This window comes from Mesorhizobium album (assembly GCF_033977205.1).
GTDB lineage: Bacteria > Pseudomonadota > Alphaproteobacteria > Rhizobiales > Rhizobiaceae > Mesorhizobium > Mesorhizobium album.
In genome coordinates this window covers 120,863-137,262 of the sequence record NZ_JAVIIW010000015.1, presented here as the reverse complement: position 1 = coordinate 137,262, position 16,400 = coordinate 120,863, and the positions used below count along the sequence as shown (strand labels likewise).

The following is a 16,400-nucleotide window of genomic DNA, read 5'->3' as shown; positions in this document are numbered from 1 at the left end:
TGGCTCCGACATGGCCTGATGGAATCACGCCGCCCGCCAAACCGCCACCCACCCCAACCCGATACACCCGAGTCATAACGCCGCGTCCGCCACCGGTTTTGCCCCGGTTACAGAAAAAATAATAGAGTGGGAGTGACGGATACAAACGGCGGCAATAGCGCAGTTTCGAAGACCGTTTAGCACACTTTATTCGGCATCCAGGCGGGACGCTAAAGCATGTCGTGCTCGCAAAACCGCTACGCACTTTTGTGCGGCATGCGTTAGATGCTTAGCCCCGGAATTCCCGTCTGCCGCCATCGCATCGGCGTTGTGCCGGTCCATTCCTTGAAAGCACGATAGAAGGAATTCACATCTCGATATCCCAGGAGCCAAGCAATCTCCTCGATCCTGATCGCAGGGTCCGTCAACAGTTGCATGCCGAGTTCATGGCGTGCGTCGTCGAGAATAGACCGGAACGACGTTCCCTCCTCAGTGATGCGGCGCTGCAGCGTCCGCTTACTCATGCCTAAATCGCGCCCGACATCAACCACCTCGGGACGACCGCTCGGCAAGGCGCGCTTTAGCACCGACTTGACCTGCTCGACGAAGCTGCTTCCCCCCCTCCCGTTCGCGCATCGCCTCCGAAAGCGCTGGCATCAGCATCTGCAACAATTCGGGATTGTGGCTGACGAACGGGCGGTCAAGATCGGCCGATGCCAGGACAAGCCGGTTTTTGAGCGCCCCAAAACGGATTGGACACCCAAAGAAGGCGTCGTGGAGATCGGTGGATGGCCCAGCACGCTCGAACTCGACTGCGATTGGAGCAAGAGACTGCCCTGTTCCCCGCCGCCCCAGCTCGATCAACATCGCGAAACTCGCATCGACCGCAAGTGCCGGCTCTGGTTCCGTGCCAGGCAGCCACTCAATTGTGAAAACAGCGTGGCCGTTCCCCTCCTCGCAGTGCAGTTCATCGGGGCTGCAAAGCCGCTTGAACCGCGTGAGCCGCGCTAGGCCATCGCGATAGTTCTCCGCATACGAAGCGGCGAGGAATGCGAGCTTGTGGGTTGCAGTGCTGGTCTCGCGAACCATCTTGATGCCAAAGCCCGCGTCTCCGGACAGCGCTTCGATGGCTCGCCAAATCGCGAAAAGCTGCGCTGTGGTGATGGTCGCCTCGGAATCATGATGAAGGGTCACGGGAAGGCGTGAATGCCTCAGCACAGCCGTCGGGTGCAGGCCTTGAAGCTCAACGGCGCGCCAGAAAGCTTGGGGTAGCGTGCAACGATCTGCGCGAACAACCTTCATCAGTATCCTACTCAACCAAGGCAGCCTTCGGCTGACAGTCTCCTGAGCCCAATAATCAACCCGCCGATCGCATACCGATGAACGACAGGGATTCGGCCGCTGCCGTGGTACGGGACATGCCGGCCAAGGATCTAAAGGCGGGCGTCCGCCGAAACGAAACTCGCGCACCTTGGCACATTTCGCAAGTAACTTGGCACACCGTGCTGATGCGGACGCGCGGCCAGATCTTTATCTTCCACACCACGAGCTTGCGAGCCGCCGAATACCCGGTCGCGGCAAGCAAGCGGAAAGTCCAATTTTAAGGAGATACACGATGCCACTGACATTTTACACCAATCCCAATTCCCGCGGCCGCATCGTTCAATGGATGCTCGAAGAGGTAGGGTGCGCTTATGACACCGTTCTCCTCGACTACGAGCGCTCCAGCGCGGCGGACCGATGGGGCGGCGCGGCGCTTGCGCGCCCGAACGACGCTTCCAGCCAACGCGGCCGCTTCTTCACCGAAGTGAATCCGATGGGCAAGGTACCCGCGATCGTCCACGACGGCCGGGTAGTAACCGAGAGCGCCGCTATCGTCGCGTATCTCGCCAAGACCTTCCCGAGTGCGGGATTGGCGCCGACCTCGGACGAGCGGGCGGACTACTACCGGTGGATGTTTTTCGCGGCAGGACCGCTGGAACAGGCTGTGACCAATCATCGGGCTGGCTTCTTTCCCGCGCCAGAGCAGGAGTTCTTTTTCGGATATGGCAGCTACGAGCGCACCGTCAACGAACTCGAGCGCGCGGTGAGCTCGAAGCCCTTCATCGCCGGAAATCGGTTCACGGCAGCCGACGTCTACGTCGGATCGCATATCGGCTGGGGCCTTGGGCTCAAGACACTCCCGAAGCGCGACGCGTTCCTGGAATATCTCGGCAGAATCACCCAGCGGGACGGCTTCCGAAGGGCTGCCGCAAAGAGCGAAACGGCAGCCGCTGCCTAGGTGTATCTGCCTCACGGCTCGAAATATCCCACCGTGACCAAGTCGGCGAGGAGGCGGGTTCCCGCGGGGGCCAACCCAAACGCACGCGGGTGCGCCCGGCCGAGGACGGAACGTCCAAGCTCGCCGTCATGCGAACCAACCGAAGTGCCGCCTCGCCGCCCCGCCGCCTCCGGCGGGACGGCGGCCGGATATGTTGGATGTTGGAAACCAAAGCCGACGGTACTTTTGGCCGCATTTGCGGTGTGAACGTCAGAACCGGAATGGCCGGCTGAGAGCCGATATGTTGTCGATAGATGGGCTGCGGAGATCGGCGAAAATTCTTCAACGATATCAGCGACGTAATTTTCTGACGGGCTGCAGGCCAGCAGTATTTGGACGGGAAAATATTTTCGCCAACGAATTCAATTCGTTAATGCGAACCCGAATAATAGAGTGGGAGTGAGGGGCGAACGGCTGTAACGCTGTTTTGGCGATGATTTTGCGCTGTCAGGCGGCGCGGCGGAAGCGATCGATCCTGAAATCATCGAGTGGTGTTTCGCACTGATCGGTCATAATGAGCTCGGCCATCGCGTCGCCGACGCCCGGGCCGAGCTGAAAACCGTGTCCGCTGAAGCCGAAGGCGTGGAACAGGCCTGGCGTCGTCGCCGAGCGTCCCATAACCGGCAGCATGTCGCGCACATAGCCTTCGCATCCGGACCAGGTGCGGATGACCGCGACCTGTGCGATTGCCGGCAGCAGCCGCGCGACGGCGCGCAATTGTGCCGGCAGGCGCATGGGATCGGCGACCGCATGGCCTGGATCTAGATCCACCGGCACCCTTTCGGCCGCCCCGCCGAAGATGATGTTGCCGCGCTCGACCTGACGCAGATAGGCGCCATAGTCCTTGTCGCGCGTCCAGATGCCGACAACCGGCAGGACCCGATGCGGCAGGGGCTCGGTCACGCCCATCTGCGGGCCGCGTGCCTCGAGCGGAACTTCTTCGCCGAACTGCGCGGCGATGCGCGCGCCCCAGGCACCGGCGGTGTTGAGCAGGCACTCGGCGGTAAATGCACCCTTTGAACTGGTAACAACGAAGCTGGAGCCCGTGCACCTGATCGTTTCGACCTCGACTCCCTCGACGATTTCCGCGCCCAGCTTGCAGGCAGCCTCGGCATAGGCCGGCGCGATCAGCCGCGGATTGCCGCTGCCGTCATGCGGAGAGAACGACGCCGCGATCGCGTCGGGACCAAGGCCTGGAAAACGGGAGCGGATCTCGCGTGGGCTAAGCTCCTCCAGCTCGAGCCCCCAAGGCCGCGCCGCCTCGGCATAGGCCCGCATGTCGGCGAGGCCCCCCTGGTCGAAGATCAGCCGGATGTGACCACTGGCGCGGAATTCCACGTCGCGTCCAAGCATTTTCTCGGCCTCGCCCCACAGCCGAAGTGAGCGGTGAGCCAGCGGAAGCTGGGCCAGATGACGCCCCGTGCGCCGGATGTTGCCGAAGGAGGCGACGGTCGCTCCAGTGCCGATCCGGTTGCGCTCGACAAGCGTCACGCGGGCGCCGCGCCTGGCAAGGAAATAGGCCGAAGCCGTCCCCATCAGTCCACCGCCCAGCACGATCACGTCCATAGTCGTTCCTTAAGCGCAGAGCGGCCGATCCTTGGAATGCACCCATCTTGTTTGCACCGCCGCATTGCGTCAAAGATGGGTTTGGATGGGAGCTATAAGCTCGACCTATGGAGCGGTAATGCGAGCCCGGCAGCTTGAAGTGTTCATCGCCGTCATGCGCGCCGGCACCGTGACCGCCGCGGCGCGGATGCTGAACATCTCCCAGCCAGCGCTCAGCCAGATACTGCTCCACACCGAGGACGAACTCGGCTTCACGCTGTTCGAGCGCGTCAAGGGCCGGCTGCGGCCGACTCCAGAGGCTCTGGAGATATTCCCGGATGCCGAGAGGCTGTCGGCGGGGCTCGATGGGCTGCGCCGCAAGACCACCGACCTGCGCCTGGGCCGTGCGGGGCTGGTGCGGGTCGCCGCCTCGCCGCCGCCGGCCATGGCGATATTGCCGCGCGCGTTCACCAGGTTCCGGGCACAGCATCCCAACATATTGCTGCGTTCCCATAGCGCCCCGATCGCCGCGATCGTCGACATGCTGCGCGCCGGCGATGCCAGCCTCGGCGTCGCCATGGACGACCGCCTGCCTCCCGACGTCGAGGCCGAGGTGATCGGGAGCATCGGCTTCGCATGCCTGCTCCCCACCGGACATGCCTTGCTCGGAAAGGCCGAGCTGACGCTTGCCGATCTCGCCGGGGAAGAGTTGATCTCCTATCGCGGAAACACCCGTCCCGCCGACGAGCTGGCTCACGCTGCCCGCGCGCAGGGTGTGGCGCTTTCGCCGTCTCTCGAGATCGACGCATCCATCTCCGCGGTCGGCTTCGTCCAGGCTGGTCTGGGAATCGCCCTCGTTGACGCGCTGCTGCCGTGGCAGCAATTTGCCGGGCTTGTCGTCAGGCCGCTCTCGGCGGGACCGGAATTTCCGATCGCGCTGCTTGCTTCGCGCGCACGAGCCCTTTCGCGGGCCGATGAGATGATGCGCGATGAAATCCGCGCGGCCTGTGCCGCGGTCCTGGGCCAGCACGCTAAGGCATAAGCAAGGCTTATATATTTGCCCATCATACGTCTTGGACCCGCACCGTCCTGCCGTGCCAGCTTTCGGTTGGCAGACAGGGAGAACGGCTCATGGACGGTGCCATCGCAAGCGCGACGGATGAGGCGCGGAGCGGTGCCGACTGGAAGGTCGGCGTCGATATCGGCGGGACCTTCATCGATTTCTGCGCGCTCGAAGCAAACTCCGGACGCGTGGCTTCGCTGAAGGTGCTGACGACGCCGGACGATCCAGGCGCCGAATTGATGACCGGTCTCACCCTTCTGGCCGAGCGCGAGGGCTTCGATCCCACTCATATGACGCGCTTCGTGCACGGCACGACCGTCGGCATCAACACGATCATCCAGCGCAAAGGCGCGTCGCTGGCGCTGTTCACCAACGCCGGCTTCGAGGACGTCATCGAACTCGCGCGGCTTCGCATGCCCGACATGTACTCGCTGTTCTGCTCCAGGCCGGACCCGCTGATCTCGCGCGACATGGTCTTCGGCATCCCGGCACGCATGCGCGCTGATGGCAGTGAATCGCGAGCGCCGGACATGGCAGCGGTGGAGAGAGCGGTCGCGCGGGCGAAGGCGAACGGGGCGCAAGGGATCATCGTCTCCTTCCTCCATTCCTGGCGCAACGCCGCGCAAGAAGCTTCCGTGAAGGCTGCGATCGCGCGTCTCGCGCCGGATCTCTTCGTCTTTTCCTCCGCCGAGGTCTGGCCGGTCATCCGCGAATATGAGCGCAGCTCGACCGCCATTCTCAACGGCTATGTCCATCCGCGCGTCTCTGGTTATCTGACGGCGCTTGAAGAGCGGCTGAAGGATCGTGGTGTGCCGGCACGCCCCATGCTGACCAAGTCGAACGGCGGATTGATGAACGCTGCCGAAGGCAAGCGCGCCTGTGTGAACATGCTGCTGTCGGGAACGGCCTCCGGCGTCATCGGCGCCTCTTGGCTGGCGCGTCAGGCAGGCGATGACAAAGTGCTCACCCTCGACATCGGCGGGACCTCGGCCGACTTCGCGCTCATCATCGGTGGTGAGGCGCAGTTCGGGACCGGCGAGCTGATCGGCGAATTTCCGCTCCATGTCCCTTCGGTGTCGGTCAGCTCGATCGGAGTCGGCGGCGGCTCGATCGCGAGCATCGACGCGCAAGGTGTGTTGCGGGTCGGGCCGGAGTCGGCAGGCTCGACGCCGGGACCGGCATGCTACGGCCGTGGCGGCGAGCGGGCGACGGTCACCGACGCCATGGTGGTGTGCGGATGGCTCGGCCACAGCGAGATGGCCTATGGCCAGCTCCGTATCGATACCGGACTGGCGCATCGGGTGGTCGGCCAGCTTGCGATGCGGCTCGGCCGCCCGGTCGAGCAGACCGCGCAGGCAATCCTCGACATCGCGGTGTCGGAAATGTTCGTCGAGGTCGAGAAGCTCACCTCGCGCGCCGGCGTCGACCTGCGCGATTTCACGCTGATGCCCTTCGGCGGCGGCGGCCCGATGCTGGGCGCGTTCCTTGCTCGTGAACTCGGCATGAAGCGCGTCATGGCGCCGCGCCGGCCTGGCGTGGTGTCGGCACTGGGCGGCCTGGTTGCGGATCTGCGCGGAGACTTCATTCGCACGATCTTCAGCCCGCTGTCGGGCTCGTCGCTCCCTGTGATCCGCGAGGCCTTCGAGGCGCTTGCGCAGGAGGGCCGCGACTGGCTTGCGGCGCAGGGGCACGATGCGGCCGCTGAACTCAATCTCTCCTGCGACATGCGCTACATCGGGCAGAGCTACGAGATCGAGGTCGTTCTTTCGCCGGAATGGCTTGCCGAAGGTGACATGACCGCTATCGAACAAGCCTTCCACCGAACCCATGAGCAACTCTACGACTTTCACGACCCTGAGGGAGCGATCGAGCTCGTGAACGTCCGGCTGTCCGCCATTGGCGCGGGGCCGAAACTCTCCTTTCCGGAGTCCGACGTGAGCGATGCGCCCGTCAATCCGGCGCGCCGGATTCCTGTTTATACCGGCCTGAGCGTCGAGACTGTCGACCTCCACGACCGGCAGGCGCTCATGTCGGGCAATACGTTCCACGGGCCGGCCGTGGTGGTCCAGGAAGACACCACCTTCGCCATCCCCGCCGGAACGCAGGCACGGGTCGACCGCCACCTCAACCTTCTGCTGACCTTCGCGGAGTGACGCCATGTTTGACCGCACAAACCTTCAGGTTCTGGCGAACCATGCCCGCGCTGCCGCCGAGAACATGGCCCACACGCTGCACCGCACCGCGCATTCTGCCTTCGTCAAGGAGACGCAGGACTTCACGGTGATGCTGATGGACCGTTCGGGCGCGACCTTCGCCGTCCCGATGGAGCTCGGCGCCACCTGGTATCCGGGGCTTTCCTATCACCGCGCGATCGCAATGGTGGACGACTACCGGCCGGGGGATGTCGCCTTCACCAACGATCCCTATTCCGGCCACGTTGCCACGCATGCACCCGATACGCATCTGTGGAAGCCGGTCTTCGTCGACGGCGAGATCGTCGCATGGACCGGTGGCCACATCCACAACACCGACATGGGCGGAGCGGTGCCGGCTTCGCTCAGCCGGGCGCTGACCGAAATCCATCAGGAAGGCATTCGCTTTCCGCCGATGAAACTGGTGAGGGAAGGCGTCTTCGACGAGACGATCCTCAGGATCATGAGCACCAATGTGCGCAAGCCCGACCTCAATATCGGCGACATCAAGGCGCTGGTCGGCGCGCTCAATACGGGCGAGCGCAAGATCCAGGCGATGGTGAAGAAGTTCGGCAAGGCCGGCTTCATCGAAGGCGTCGTTGCGCTTCTCGACCATGCCGAGGCGCAGGCGCGCGACGTGCTGCGCTCCATGCCCGACGGCACATGGGAATTCGCTGACTATGCCGACGAGGATTCGGTCGAGGCCAATCCCTGCCGGCTGAAGCTGGCGCTGACGATCAGGGGCGACGAGGCCGTGCTCGACTTCACCGGCTCCGATCCGCAGCTCGGCTCCTCGCTCAACGTGCCATCAGGCGGCGACCCGCGCCACACCATGCTTCTCGTCGGCGTCTACTACGTGCTCTATACGCTGAACCCGAAGATCCTGCTCAACGCGGGTCTCACCCGGCCCTTCACCTGCATCACGCCGCAAGGGTCGGTGCTGAACCCGATCCATCCCGCCGCCGTCGGTATGCGCTCGCTTACTTGCGCCCGACTGCGGTCGGTCATCTTCGGCGCCTTCTCGCAGGCGGTGCCCGAGCGGCTGCCTGCGGCGCCGGCCGGCAACAACTGCATCGTCAACGTCATGACCACAGACGAGCGCACCAGCAAGACGGTCATCGCGGCGGTGAACCCGGTGGTGGGCGGCGGCGGGGCGATGCCGCATCGAGACGGGACCAACGGATCGGGCGCCGATGCCGCCTATCTGAAGAACACGCCGATCGAGATCACCGAGACCGAGACGCCGGTCGAGTTCGTGAAATACGGGCTCGCCCAAGACAGCGGCGGCGCGGGCCGTTGGCGCGGCGGGTTGGCGACCGAGATGGCCTTCCGCGTCTTCGCCCCCGACTCCAGGGTCACCGCGCGCAACCGCGACCGCAGCTTCTTCCGTCCCTGGGGTGTGCTGGGCGGCAAGGCGGCCGGCCTGTCGGACATGGTCGTCAATCCGGGGACCGGGCACGAGCGACGGCTGGGCAACATCGACACGGCGGTCCTGCAGCCTGGCGACGTGCTGGAGATTCGCTCCGCCGGAGGCGGTGGGCGTGGCGATCCGTATGAACGCGAGGCCTGGCGGGTCGCGCAGGATGTGCGGCGCGGCTATGTCTCGTCGGTCGCGGCCGAGCGCGACTATGGCGTCGTCTTCCGCGACGGCGAGGTCGACGAGAAGGAGACCGAGCGACTGCGTACGCAACATAAGCCGTCCGCCGGCCATTTCCATTTCGGTCCGGAGCGCGAAGGCTACGAAGCGCAGTGGACGCCAGCCGCCTATGACCGGCTCCACGCAGTGCTGGACGCCTTGCCGATCCACTGGCGGTTCTTCGCCAAGACCGAGATCTTCCGCCGTATGAACGGGCGGTCGGGACCGGAGGGCGTCCAAGCGGCCTTCGATGCGGTCTGCGAACGCTTCCCCGAACTGCCGCGTCCGAGCCCGATGCGAGAGGCCGCGGAATGATCACCGCCGGCCGTATCGTCCGGCTGGCCGAGCGCGACCGGGCACAGGTGCCGTTCTTTCTCGACGGTGAGATGCGCGGCGCGCTGGCGGGCGACACCGTGCTGACCGCGATGCTTGCTTCAGGGCGTGCGTTGCGAAATTCCGAGTTCGGACCAGAACTCCGCGCCGGCTTCTGCTTGATGGGAGCCTGCCAGGATTGCTGGGTGTGGCAAGAGGAGGGATCGCGTCTGCGCGCGTGCTCGACGCTGGTCACCGAAGGCATGCGGTTGCGCACGACGCCGCCGGAGAACTGGCCGTGAGCGAGACCTCATCGCCGCGGGTCGCGATCGTAGGCGCCGGCCCCGCCGGCATAAGGGCGACCGCGACGCTGGTCGGGGCCGGGCTCCACCCGGTGGTGATCGACGAAGGCAATCGCGCGGGCGGGCAGATCTATCGCCGCCCGCCTGTCGGGTTTGTCCGCACGCCGGAAGAGCTCTACGGATCGGAAGCGGCGAAGGCGCGCGCGCTGCATGCGCTCTTCGACCGGCTGGCCAAAGAGGGGCGGCTCACTTATTGCGCGCACAGCTCTGTCATTGCCGCGCGTGAGGGTCGGCTGCATGTGTTGGGGGAGAGCGGCGTTGAGGTGATCGGTTACGACCGCCTGATCCTTGCCACCGGCGCATCCGACCGCGTCGCCCCGATCCCCGGCTGGCAGAACGCCGGCGTTTACAGCCTTGGCGCGGCGCAGATCGCGCTCAAGGCGCAGGGCGTGGCCCTTGGTCGGCGCATCGTCCTGATCGGATCTGGGCCTTTGCTGACGCTTGTCGGCGCGCAACTCCTCAAGGCTGGAGCGGATGTGGCGGCGGTGCTGGACACCTCCCCCTGGCGCCAGCAGATGCGAGGGCTCTGGGGGCTTGCTCGCCGGCCGCTCGTTGCGCTGCGCGGCCTGGTCCTGCGGGCGAGACTTGGCGGTCGCTATCATTCGGGCGTGAGGCTGACGCGGGTCGAGGCCGACGCGTCGGGTGTCACGGCGATGCGCTGGCGTGACGCCGGCGGCCGGGAGCGCCTCACCCCATGCGATATGATCGGCATGGGCTGGCACCTGCGGGCGGAGACACATCTGGCAGACCTGGCGGGATGCGCCTTCATTTATGACGAGCAGTGGCGGCAATGGCTGCCGAAGACGGACGAGATGGGTCGGGCAGGCAACGGAGTATATCTTGCGGGCGACGGGGTTCGGCTCCTCGGGGCGGACGGCGCGGAGATCGCGGGACGCCTTGCCGCAGCGGCGTGCCTTGCCGATCTCGGACATCCGGCGTCCTCCGCGAGCGCTGATCTGCGCAAGCTGGCGCGGCTAGAGCGCTTTGCCCGTGGCCTGGCTCTCGCCTTTCCCTGGCCGGCCGCAATGGTGCGGGCGCTTCCCGATGAAGCGATCGTCTGCCGTTGCGAGAACGTGTCTGCCGCAGCCGTGCGCGAGGGCGCGGATTTCGGCGGCGGCGAGGCCAACAGGGTGAAATCGCTCTCACGCGCCGGCATGGGGCGCTGCCAGGGGCGCTATTGCCAGTTGGCCGCCGTCGAACTCGTCGCGGCGCAGGCCGGCTGTACGCCCGATGCGGTCGGCCGCTTTCGCGGGCAGGCCCCCGTCCGGCCGGCGCCGGTCGGCGCCTTTCTTCGGGAGGGCTGATGCAGTTCCTGAGGTTCCACCTAGCAAGCGATGTCGGAATGTCGAGCTTGAGCCTAGAGTGGTTCACCGTTTCACGGAAACGGCAAACCACTCGATCTCTTTGTTTTGACGCAATTCCGGACGGAAAATCGTTTCACACTTTTCCTGGAATTGCTCTAGAAGTCGGCGACCTTACCCCAGGCCGAAGCATCGAAGCGCCGCGGATCGTAGGATTTCGGATCGACGATCGGTTCCGACCCGGTCACAAGATCGGCGACGAGGTGCCCCGCGCCCGGCCCGATGCCGAAACCGTGTCCCGAAAATCCGGCAGCCAGGAAAAAACCTGGAACGGTCGGTATCTCGCCGATGGCAGGCACGCCGTCGGGCGTGCTGTCGATGTAGCCGGCCCAGGCAGCGCTGATCCCGGTCTGCCTGAGTGCCGGCAGCAGCTCGAGCGCGCGGGCGTGGGTCAGGCGGATGGTTGCGCGATCGGGGGCCGGATCGAGGATGCGCATCCGCTCCATCGGCGTCGGCCGGTCGAGCCGCCAGCGTTGCAGCGTCTCGTGGCCCGAGCGCATGCCCTCCAGCCCGCCGGGCGCGAGGCTTCGCCACCGCTTCAGGAACATGGGGAGGAACTGCGAGGAGAAGCGCAGCTGCTGCGGCGTCATGTCCACACGTCCGCGCCCGCTTATGGCGAGCGTGTAGCCGCCGTCGCCGCGACGCGTGGCCGAGACCCTTGCCGTGTGCAGCGCATCCGGCAGGCCTTTCGCGCCAGGCGAGACGGACAGGATGGAGGAGCGGACCGACGCCTGCGGAAAGCGGAAACCGAACTGACGGCAAAACGAGGACGCCCAGGCGCCGCTCGCCAGCACCGCCACCTTCGTCCGGATCGTTCCTTTTTCCGTGACCACGCCGCTCAGGCGACCGCCCTCGGTCTCGATGCCGCGTGCCGCGCAATTCTGGTGCACACTGCCGCCGAACTGGAGAACGGCGCGGGCGACCGCGGGCGCGGCCTGCGATGGATCGGCGGTGCCGTCGGTCGGCGAGAAGACGCCGCCCTTCCAGGTCCGGCCCGTGGCGCGGCCCCGCTCGCTGGCCTCGGTGCTATCGAGCATATGCGTGGTGACGCCGGCCGTCCTTGCGAAGTCGCGCCAGCGCGCCCAGCCCGACAGCTCCGCCTCGTCGTTGCTGAGATAGAGCAGGCCGCAGCGGCGGAAGCCTGTGTCTTCGCCGCTTTCGGCCGCAAAGCTGTCCCACAGATCGAGGCTGCGGGTCGCCATCGGCAGCTCGCGGGCGTCGCGGTTCTGCTGACGGCACCATCCCCAGTTCCTGCTGGATTGTTCGGCACCGATGCGTCCCTTTTCGACAAGCGCGACTTGCAGGCCAGGCCTTGCCAGATAGTAGGCCGCGAAGACACCGACGATGCCGCCGCCGACCACCACCGCATCAGCGGATTGCGGCAGTTCGCCGGACGTCTCGATTTGCTGCAGCGGCGCGTGCATGGTCTCTCCACCTCGAAGCGCCAATTTAGCGCGTTGCGCAGGCAGCCGCTGCTGCAGTTGAGGCCGAGGCAGAATTTTATTCCGCCAGCTCGATCGAAATCGGGAGTCGCTGCGTTTCAAAGCGGTATCCGCCCTGATGGACAGGCCAACGGGCTGTGGTAGTGTCATTCGTTACGAGATGGCAGCATTTTGTGCTGTAGCGCACTTTCTACGGAGACGGCCGTGAAACTGGATCGGATCGACATCAAGATTCTGCACGAATTGCAGAAGAACGGCCGCATCACCAATGTGGAACTGGCAGAACTGGTGCATCTGTCGCCGAGCCCGTGCCTGATGCGGGTCAAAAAGCTCCAGTCGGAAGGCTACATCGAAGGCTATTCCGCGCAGGTCAATATCGGCAAGTTGGGCCAGACGCTGACCGTGTTCACCGAGATCACGCTGAAGAACCATCGCCAGGTGGACTTCGCCCGCTTTCTCGCCGTGGTGGAGAAGATCGACCAGGTCATCGAGTGCCATCTCGTGTCGGGCGGCTACGACTACCTGATGAAATTCGTGACCGCCGGCATCGGCGAGTATCAGACGATCATGGAGCGGTTGACCGACATGGACATCGGCATCGATAAGTATTTCAGCTTCGTGGTGCTGAAGTCTCCCATCGTCAAGGCGCACATGCCGCTGCCCAGCCTTTTTCCGATGTAGTCACCGGTGGCCGTACTGGCTGACGAGTTTCGGGTCGCGGACGAGGCCGTCGAGCCAGGTCGGGTCGAGCTTCGGCACGGAGGAGAACAGAAGCTTGGAATAGGGATGGGTCGGCGCCTTCACCTTGTCGGGCGTGATCTGCTCCACCCGCTCCCCGTTGTACATGACCATGATCTCGTCGCAGATGGCCTCGACGACGGAGAGGTCGTGGCTGATGAAGATGTAGGAGAGCCCCAGCTCGCGCTGCAGCTCCTTGAGCAGCTCGATCACGGCGGATGCCACCACCGTATCAAGCGCCGAGGTGATTTCGTCGCAGATGATGAGCTTCGGGTTAGCTGCGAGCGCGCGCGCGAAGTTCACGCGCTGCTTCTGCCCGCCTGACAGCTCCGATGGATGACGGTAGCGCAGCGCCCTCGGCAAGCGCACCATGTCGAGCAGTTCATCGACGCGCTTCGAGCGTGCCTGCCTGTCGAGCCGATGATAAAAGGCCAGCGGTCGCGAGATGATGTCCTCGACCGGCTTGGCCGGATTGAGCGCGGTATCGGCGTACTGGAACACGATCTGCATCTCGCGCAGCTGGTCCTGGCTCCGCTTCCTGGCGGCGCGTTCCAGTTGCGTGCCGTCGAAGACAATCTCGCCGGCAGCCGCCGGGTGGATGCCGGCGATGACTCGCGCCAGCGTCGATTTCCCGCAGCCGGACTCGCCGATGACGCCGAGATTGCGCCCCTTCTCCACGACCAGGCTGACGGAATGGACGGCGCGGATGAGCGGCAGCCCGTCGGCGCGGACCGCCCCGTAGCCGGCCGTCAAGTTTTCGATACGCAGCAGTGGCTTTGCTGTGGCTTCCGCGTCTGCTAGCGTTTGCCGCGGCTTCGGTTCGAAGGCGGCCAGCAGCTCCCGAGTATAGGGGTGCTTGGCATCTGAAAGGATTGCCGCCGTGGTCCCGGTCTCCTGCACTTCGCCGCCCTTCAGCACCACGATGCGGTCGGCGATCTGGGCGACCACGGCAAGGTCGTGGGAAACGTAGACACCCGCTATCCCGCCCGCCTTCATGACCGACTTGAACGCCTTCAGCACGTCAATCTGTGTCGTCACGTCGAGCGCCGTGGTCGGCTCGTCGAAGATGACCAGCTTGGGATCGCCGATAAGCGCCATGGCCGCGGCCAGCCGCTGCAATTGCCCGCCCGAAACCTGGTGCGGATAACGGGAGCCAATCCCTTCCGGGTCCGGCAGCGACAAGGCCCTGAACAGCTCGACCGCGCGCTTTCGCGCCTGCTCGGGCGGCATCAGTCTGTGGATGCGCGTGACCTCGATCACCTGCTCCATGATTGTGGACGAGGGGTTGAAGGAAGCGGCGGCGCTTTGCGGAACATAGGCAATATCGGTGCCGCGCAGCTTCGCCCGTTCCTTCTCGGGGAGCGCAGCCATGTTCTTGCCGTTGACGTTGATCTCGCCGCCGGTGATCCTGCAGCCGGGCCGCGCGTGACCCATGAGCGAGAGCGCCACCGTCGTCTTGCCCGAGCCGCTCTCGCCGATCAGGGCGATGATCTCGCCGTCGGCGATGTCGAGGCTGACGCCCTTGATGATTTCGACGACCCGTCCGGCGTCGGTCGTGGCTTCGATCCTCAGGTTCCTGACCTCGACGAGATTGGTCATGCGTCCCGGTCCCTGATCTTCTGCGGCAGGTTGTCGATCAGCAGGTTGACGCTGATGGTGAGGCTGGCGATCGCCAGCGAGGGCACGATGACGGCCGGGGCCGCGAAGGGCAGACCACCGATGTTCTCGCGCACCAGCGCGCCCCAGTCCGCGAGCGGCGGCTGCAGGCCGAGCCCGAGGAAAGACAGGCCCGAGAGCAAAAGCACGATGAAGACGAAGCGCAGGCCGAAGTCGGCCAGCACCGGACGGATGATGTTGGGCAGGATCTCCGACCCGATGAGATAGACGGTGCTTTCGCCGCGCACGCGGGCCACGGTCATGAAATCCATCGTGTTGATGTTGACGGCGAGTGCCCGCGCGAAACGGTAGGCGCCGGGGATATAGATGACGGCGAGCGTCAGGATCAGCACCGGGATCGACGAGCCGACAGCGGCGACGACGACAAGGCCGAACAGTTTGCTGGGGATGGAGTTCATGGCGTCCAGGAAGCGGCTGAGGCAAGTATCGAGCCAGCCGCCGGTGACGGCCGCGATCATGCCGAGCACGACGCCGGAAAAGCAGGCGATGGAGACGGCCGCGAGCGATATGCCGACGGTGTAGCGTGCGCCCATGAGAACCCTGGAGAGCATGTCGCGGCCCAGATAGTCGGAGCCGAGCCACAGCCCCTGGCGCATCGGGCCGAAATAATCGTCGTCGACGATGTCGCCGATCGGATGGGGAATGATGTAAGGCGCAAAGATCGCGACCAGCGTCCACGCCAGGATGACCAGCGAGGCCAGGACGCCCACGAGGTTGTAGCTGTGGCCCAGGAAGGACCGTCGGGAAGCTGCCGCGCGCGCCATTGTCATCTGAGCCTCGGATTGGACATGATGGCGATGATGTCGGCGGTGGTGATGAGCAGGAGGTAGCCGAGGCAGAAGATCATTGCGCAGCTCTGGATCAGCGGCAGGTCGCGGGTCGCGACCGCATCGACCATCAGCTTGGCGATGCCGGGATAGTTGAAGATCGTCTCGACGATGATGACGCCGCCGACCAGATAGGACAGCGAGAGCGCGACCGCGTTGACGATCGGCCCGAGAGCGTTCGGAAGCGCGTGCCTGAGCACCATGCGGCTGCGCGAGGCGCCCTTGAGAAGTGCCATCTCGACATAGGGCGTGGAGAGCGTTTCGATCACCGCGGCGCGGGTCATGCGGATCATCTGGGCGGAGATGACGAAGGTGAGCGTGATGACGGGCATCGCATAGATGCGCACGAGATCGGTCAGCGAATGCGCCTCGTTGACCGAGGACAGCGCCGGCAGCCATCTGAGATAGACGGCGAAGAGCAGGACCGCCAGCGTCGCGACCATGAATTCCGGCACGGAGATGACGCCGATCGAAAGAATGGTGACGGTGCGGTCGTAGAGGGAGCCGCGCAGCATCGCGGCGGTGATGCCGAGCGTCAGCGCCAGCGGCACCGAGATCAGCGTGGTGATGCCTGCTAGCTTCATGGTGTTGACGAAGCGGCCGCCGATCAGCGCCGCGACCGGCATCTCGTTGGCATAGGAGGTGCCGAGGTCGCCGTGCAGCAGGCCGAAAAGCCAGCGCAGGAAGCGCAGGATCGCCGGATCGTTGAGATGCATGGCCTCGCGCAGGCCGGCGACCGCTTCCGGAGTCGCCGCCTGGCCAAGCAGGATCGACGCCGTGTCGCCAGGCAGCATGCTGGTGGCGAAAAACACGGCGAACAGGACGATCAGAAGAGTGACGACCGCGACCGCCAGCCGCTTCACCACGAGGTTGAGAACCCCAGACTTCATGGAAGCGCTCCCTGCGGTTGCGTTCGGCCAAACAATCTTGCGCAATGCAGTGCCGG

14 protein-coding genes are annotated in these 16,400 nt (G+C 65.0%); 7 read left to right on the top strand and 7 right to left on the bottom strand.

Annotated features, from left to right (window positions below; all coding sequences use genetic code 11):
• Positions 1-260: 260 nt before the first annotated feature.
• Both RFN28_RS15030 and RFN28_RS15025 read right to left on the bottom strand, forming a co-directional pair.
• On the bottom strand, positions 261-503 hold the full coding sequence (locus RFN28_RS15030; protein ID WP_320288116.1) for a helix-turn-helix transcriptional regulator: 243 nt from the start codon (positions 501-503) through the stop codon (positions 261-263).
• 19 nt (positions 504-522) lie between these two features.
• The gene (locus tag RFN28_RS15025; RefSeq protein WP_320288115.1) at positions 523-1,281 is read right to left on the bottom strand and encodes an AraC family transcriptional regulator; all 759 of its coding nucleotides are present in this window, start codon (positions 1,279-1,281) and stop codon (positions 523-525) included.
• 313 nt (positions 1,282-1,594) lie between these two features.
• Between RFN28_RS15025 and RFN28_RS15020 the strand changes: the two genes are divergently transcribed.
• Positions 1,595-2,260 (top strand): glutathione S-transferase family protein, encoded by a 666-nt coding sequence (locus tag RFN28_RS15020; RefSeq protein WP_320288114.1) that lies wholly within the window; start codon positions 1,595-1,597, stop codon positions 2,258-2,260.
• A 486-nt stretch (positions 2,261-2,746) separates the two neighbouring features.
• Here RFN28_RS15020 and RFN28_RS15015 read toward each other — a convergent pair whose 3' ends face one another.
• Positions 2,747-3,865, bottom strand: a complete 1,119-nt coding sequence (locus tag RFN28_RS15015; protein WP_320288113.1) for an NAD(P)/FAD-dependent oxidoreductase — start codon at positions 3,863-3,865, stop codon at positions 2,747-2,749.
• Positions 3,866-3,983: 118 nt separating this feature from the next.
• Here RFN28_RS15015 and RFN28_RS15010 point away from each other — a divergent pair, with 118 nt between their 5' ends.
• The 5 genes from RFN28_RS15010 to RFN28_RS14990 all read left to right on the top strand — a co-directional run bounded on the left by RFN28_RS15010 (position 3,984) and on the right by RFN28_RS14990 (position 10,713).
• The gene (locus tag RFN28_RS15010) at positions 3,984-4,886 is read left to right on the top strand and encodes a LysR substrate-binding domain-containing protein (RefSeq protein ID WP_320288112.1); all 903 of its coding nucleotides are present in this window, start codon (positions 3,984-3,986) and stop codon (positions 4,884-4,886) included.
• Between the two features lie 89 nt (positions 4,887-4,975).
• The gene (locus tag RFN28_RS15005) at positions 4,976-7,060 is read left to right on the top strand and encodes a hydantoinase/oxoprolinase family protein (RefSeq protein WP_320288111.1); all 2,085 of its coding nucleotides are present in this window, start codon (positions 4,976-4,978) and stop codon (positions 7,058-7,060) included.
• A gap of 4 nt (positions 7,061-7,064) precedes the next feature.
• The gene (locus RFN28_RS15000) at positions 7,065-9,050 is read left to right on the top strand and encodes a hydantoinase B/oxoprolinase family protein (protein WP_320288110.1); all 1,986 of its coding nucleotides are present in this window, start codon (positions 7,065-7,067) and stop codon (positions 9,048-9,050) included.
• Positions 9,047-9,349, top strand: a complete 303-nt coding sequence (locus RFN28_RS14995) for a (2Fe-2S)-binding protein (RefSeq protein ID WP_320288109.1) — start codon at positions 9,047-9,049, stop codon at positions 9,347-9,349. Before RFN28_RS15000 ends, RFN28_RS14995 begins: the two co-directional genes overlap by 4 nt.
• On the top strand, positions 9,346-10,713 hold the full coding sequence (locus RFN28_RS14990; RefSeq protein ID WP_320288108.1) for an FAD/NAD(P)-dependent oxidoreductase: 1,368 nt from the start codon (positions 9,346-9,348) through the stop codon (positions 10,711-10,713). Before RFN28_RS14995 ends, RFN28_RS14990 begins: the two co-directional genes overlap by 4 nt.
• Positions 10,714-10,868: 155 nt before the next feature.
• Here the strand turns inward: RFN28_RS14990 and RFN28_RS14985 are convergent, their stop codons facing one another.
• Complete coding sequence (locus tag RFN28_RS14985; RefSeq protein WP_320288107.1) at positions 10,869-12,194, bottom strand: NAD(P)/FAD-dependent oxidoreductase; 1,326 nt, start codon at positions 12,192-12,194, stop codon at positions 10,869-10,871.
• A 222-nt stretch (positions 12,195-12,416) separates the two neighbouring features.
• Between RFN28_RS14985 and RFN28_RS14980 the strand changes: the two genes are divergently transcribed.
• On the top strand, positions 12,417-12,893 hold the full coding sequence (locus RFN28_RS14980; RefSeq protein WP_127220635.1) for an Lrp/AsnC family transcriptional regulator: 477 nt from the start codon (positions 12,417-12,419) through the stop codon (positions 12,891-12,893).
• On the opposite strand, the gene RFN28_RS14975 is transcribed toward RFN28_RS14980, so the two are convergent.
• Genes RFN28_RS14975 through RFN28_RS14965 form a run of 3 tightly spaced genes read right to left on the bottom strand, consistent with a single transcriptional unit; the run spans position 12,894 to position 16,344 of the window.
• Complete coding sequence (locus RFN28_RS14975) at positions 12,894-14,549, bottom strand: ABC transporter ATP-binding protein (RefSeq protein ID WP_320288106.1); 1,656 nt, start codon at positions 14,547-14,549, stop codon at positions 12,894-12,896.
• Entirely contained in the window at positions 14,546-15,397 is an 852-nt protein-coding gene (locus tag RFN28_RS14970; protein ID WP_320288105.1) for an ABC transporter permease, read from the bottom strand. Before RFN28_RS14970 ends, RFN28_RS14975 begins: the two co-directional genes overlap by 4 nt.
• The gene (locus tag RFN28_RS14965; RefSeq protein ID WP_320288104.1) at positions 15,394-16,344 is read right to left on the bottom strand and encodes an ABC transporter permease; all 951 of its coding nucleotides are present in this window, start codon (positions 16,342-16,344) and stop codon (positions 15,394-15,396) included. Before RFN28_RS14965 ends, RFN28_RS14970 begins: the two co-directional genes overlap by 4 nt.
• Between the last annotated feature and the right edge of the window lie 56 nt (positions 16,345-16,400).

Bases quoted from the DNA above. Each gene is read 5' to 3' on its own strand.
- RFN28_RS15030 (WP_320288116.1), bottom strand. From the start codon at position 503: ATGAGTAAGCGGACGCTGCAGCGCCGCATCACTGAGGAGGGAACGTCG.
- RFN28_RS15025 (WP_320288115.1), bottom strand. From the start codon at position 1,281: ATGAAGGTTGTTCGCGCAGATCGTTGCACGCTACCCCAAGCTTTCTGG.
- RFN28_RS15020 (WP_320288114.1), top strand. From the start codon at position 1,595: ATGCCACTGACATTTTACACCAATCCCAATTCCCGCGGCCGCATCGTT.
- RFN28_RS15015 (WP_320288113.1), bottom strand. From the start codon at position 3,865: ATGGACGTGATCGTGCTGGGCGGTGGACTGATGGGGACGGCTTCGGCC.
- RFN28_RS15010 (WP_320288112.1), top strand. From the start codon at position 3,984: ATGCGAGCCCGGCAGCTTGAAGTGTTCATCGCCGTCATGCGCGCCGGC.
- RFN28_RS15005 (WP_320288111.1), top strand. From the start codon at position 4,976: ATGGACGGTGCCATCGCAAGCGCGACGGATGAGGCGCGGAGCGGTGCC.
- RFN28_RS15000 (WP_320288110.1), top strand. From the start codon at position 7,065: ATGTTTGACCGCACAAACCTTCAGGTTCTGGCGAACCATGCCCGCGCT.
- RFN28_RS14995 (WP_320288109.1), top strand. From the start codon at position 9,047: ATGATCACCGCCGGCCGTATCGTCCGGCTGGCCGAGCGCGACCGGGCA.
- RFN28_RS14985 (WP_320288107.1), bottom strand. From the start codon at position 12,194: ATGCACGCGCCGCTGCAGCAAATCGAGACGTCCGGCGAACTGCCGCAA.
- RFN28_RS14975 (WP_320288106.1), bottom strand. From the start codon at position 14,549: ATGACCAATCTCGTCGAGGTCAGGAACCTGAGGATCGAAGCCACGACC.
- RFN28_RS14970 (WP_320288105.1), bottom strand. From the start codon at position 15,397: ATGACAATGGCGCGCGCGGCAGCTTCCCGACGGTCCTTCCTGGGCCAC.
- RFN28_RS14965 (WP_320288104.1), bottom strand. From the start codon at position 16,344: ATGAAGTCTGGGGTTCTCAACCTCGTGGTGAAGCGGCTGGCGGTCGCG.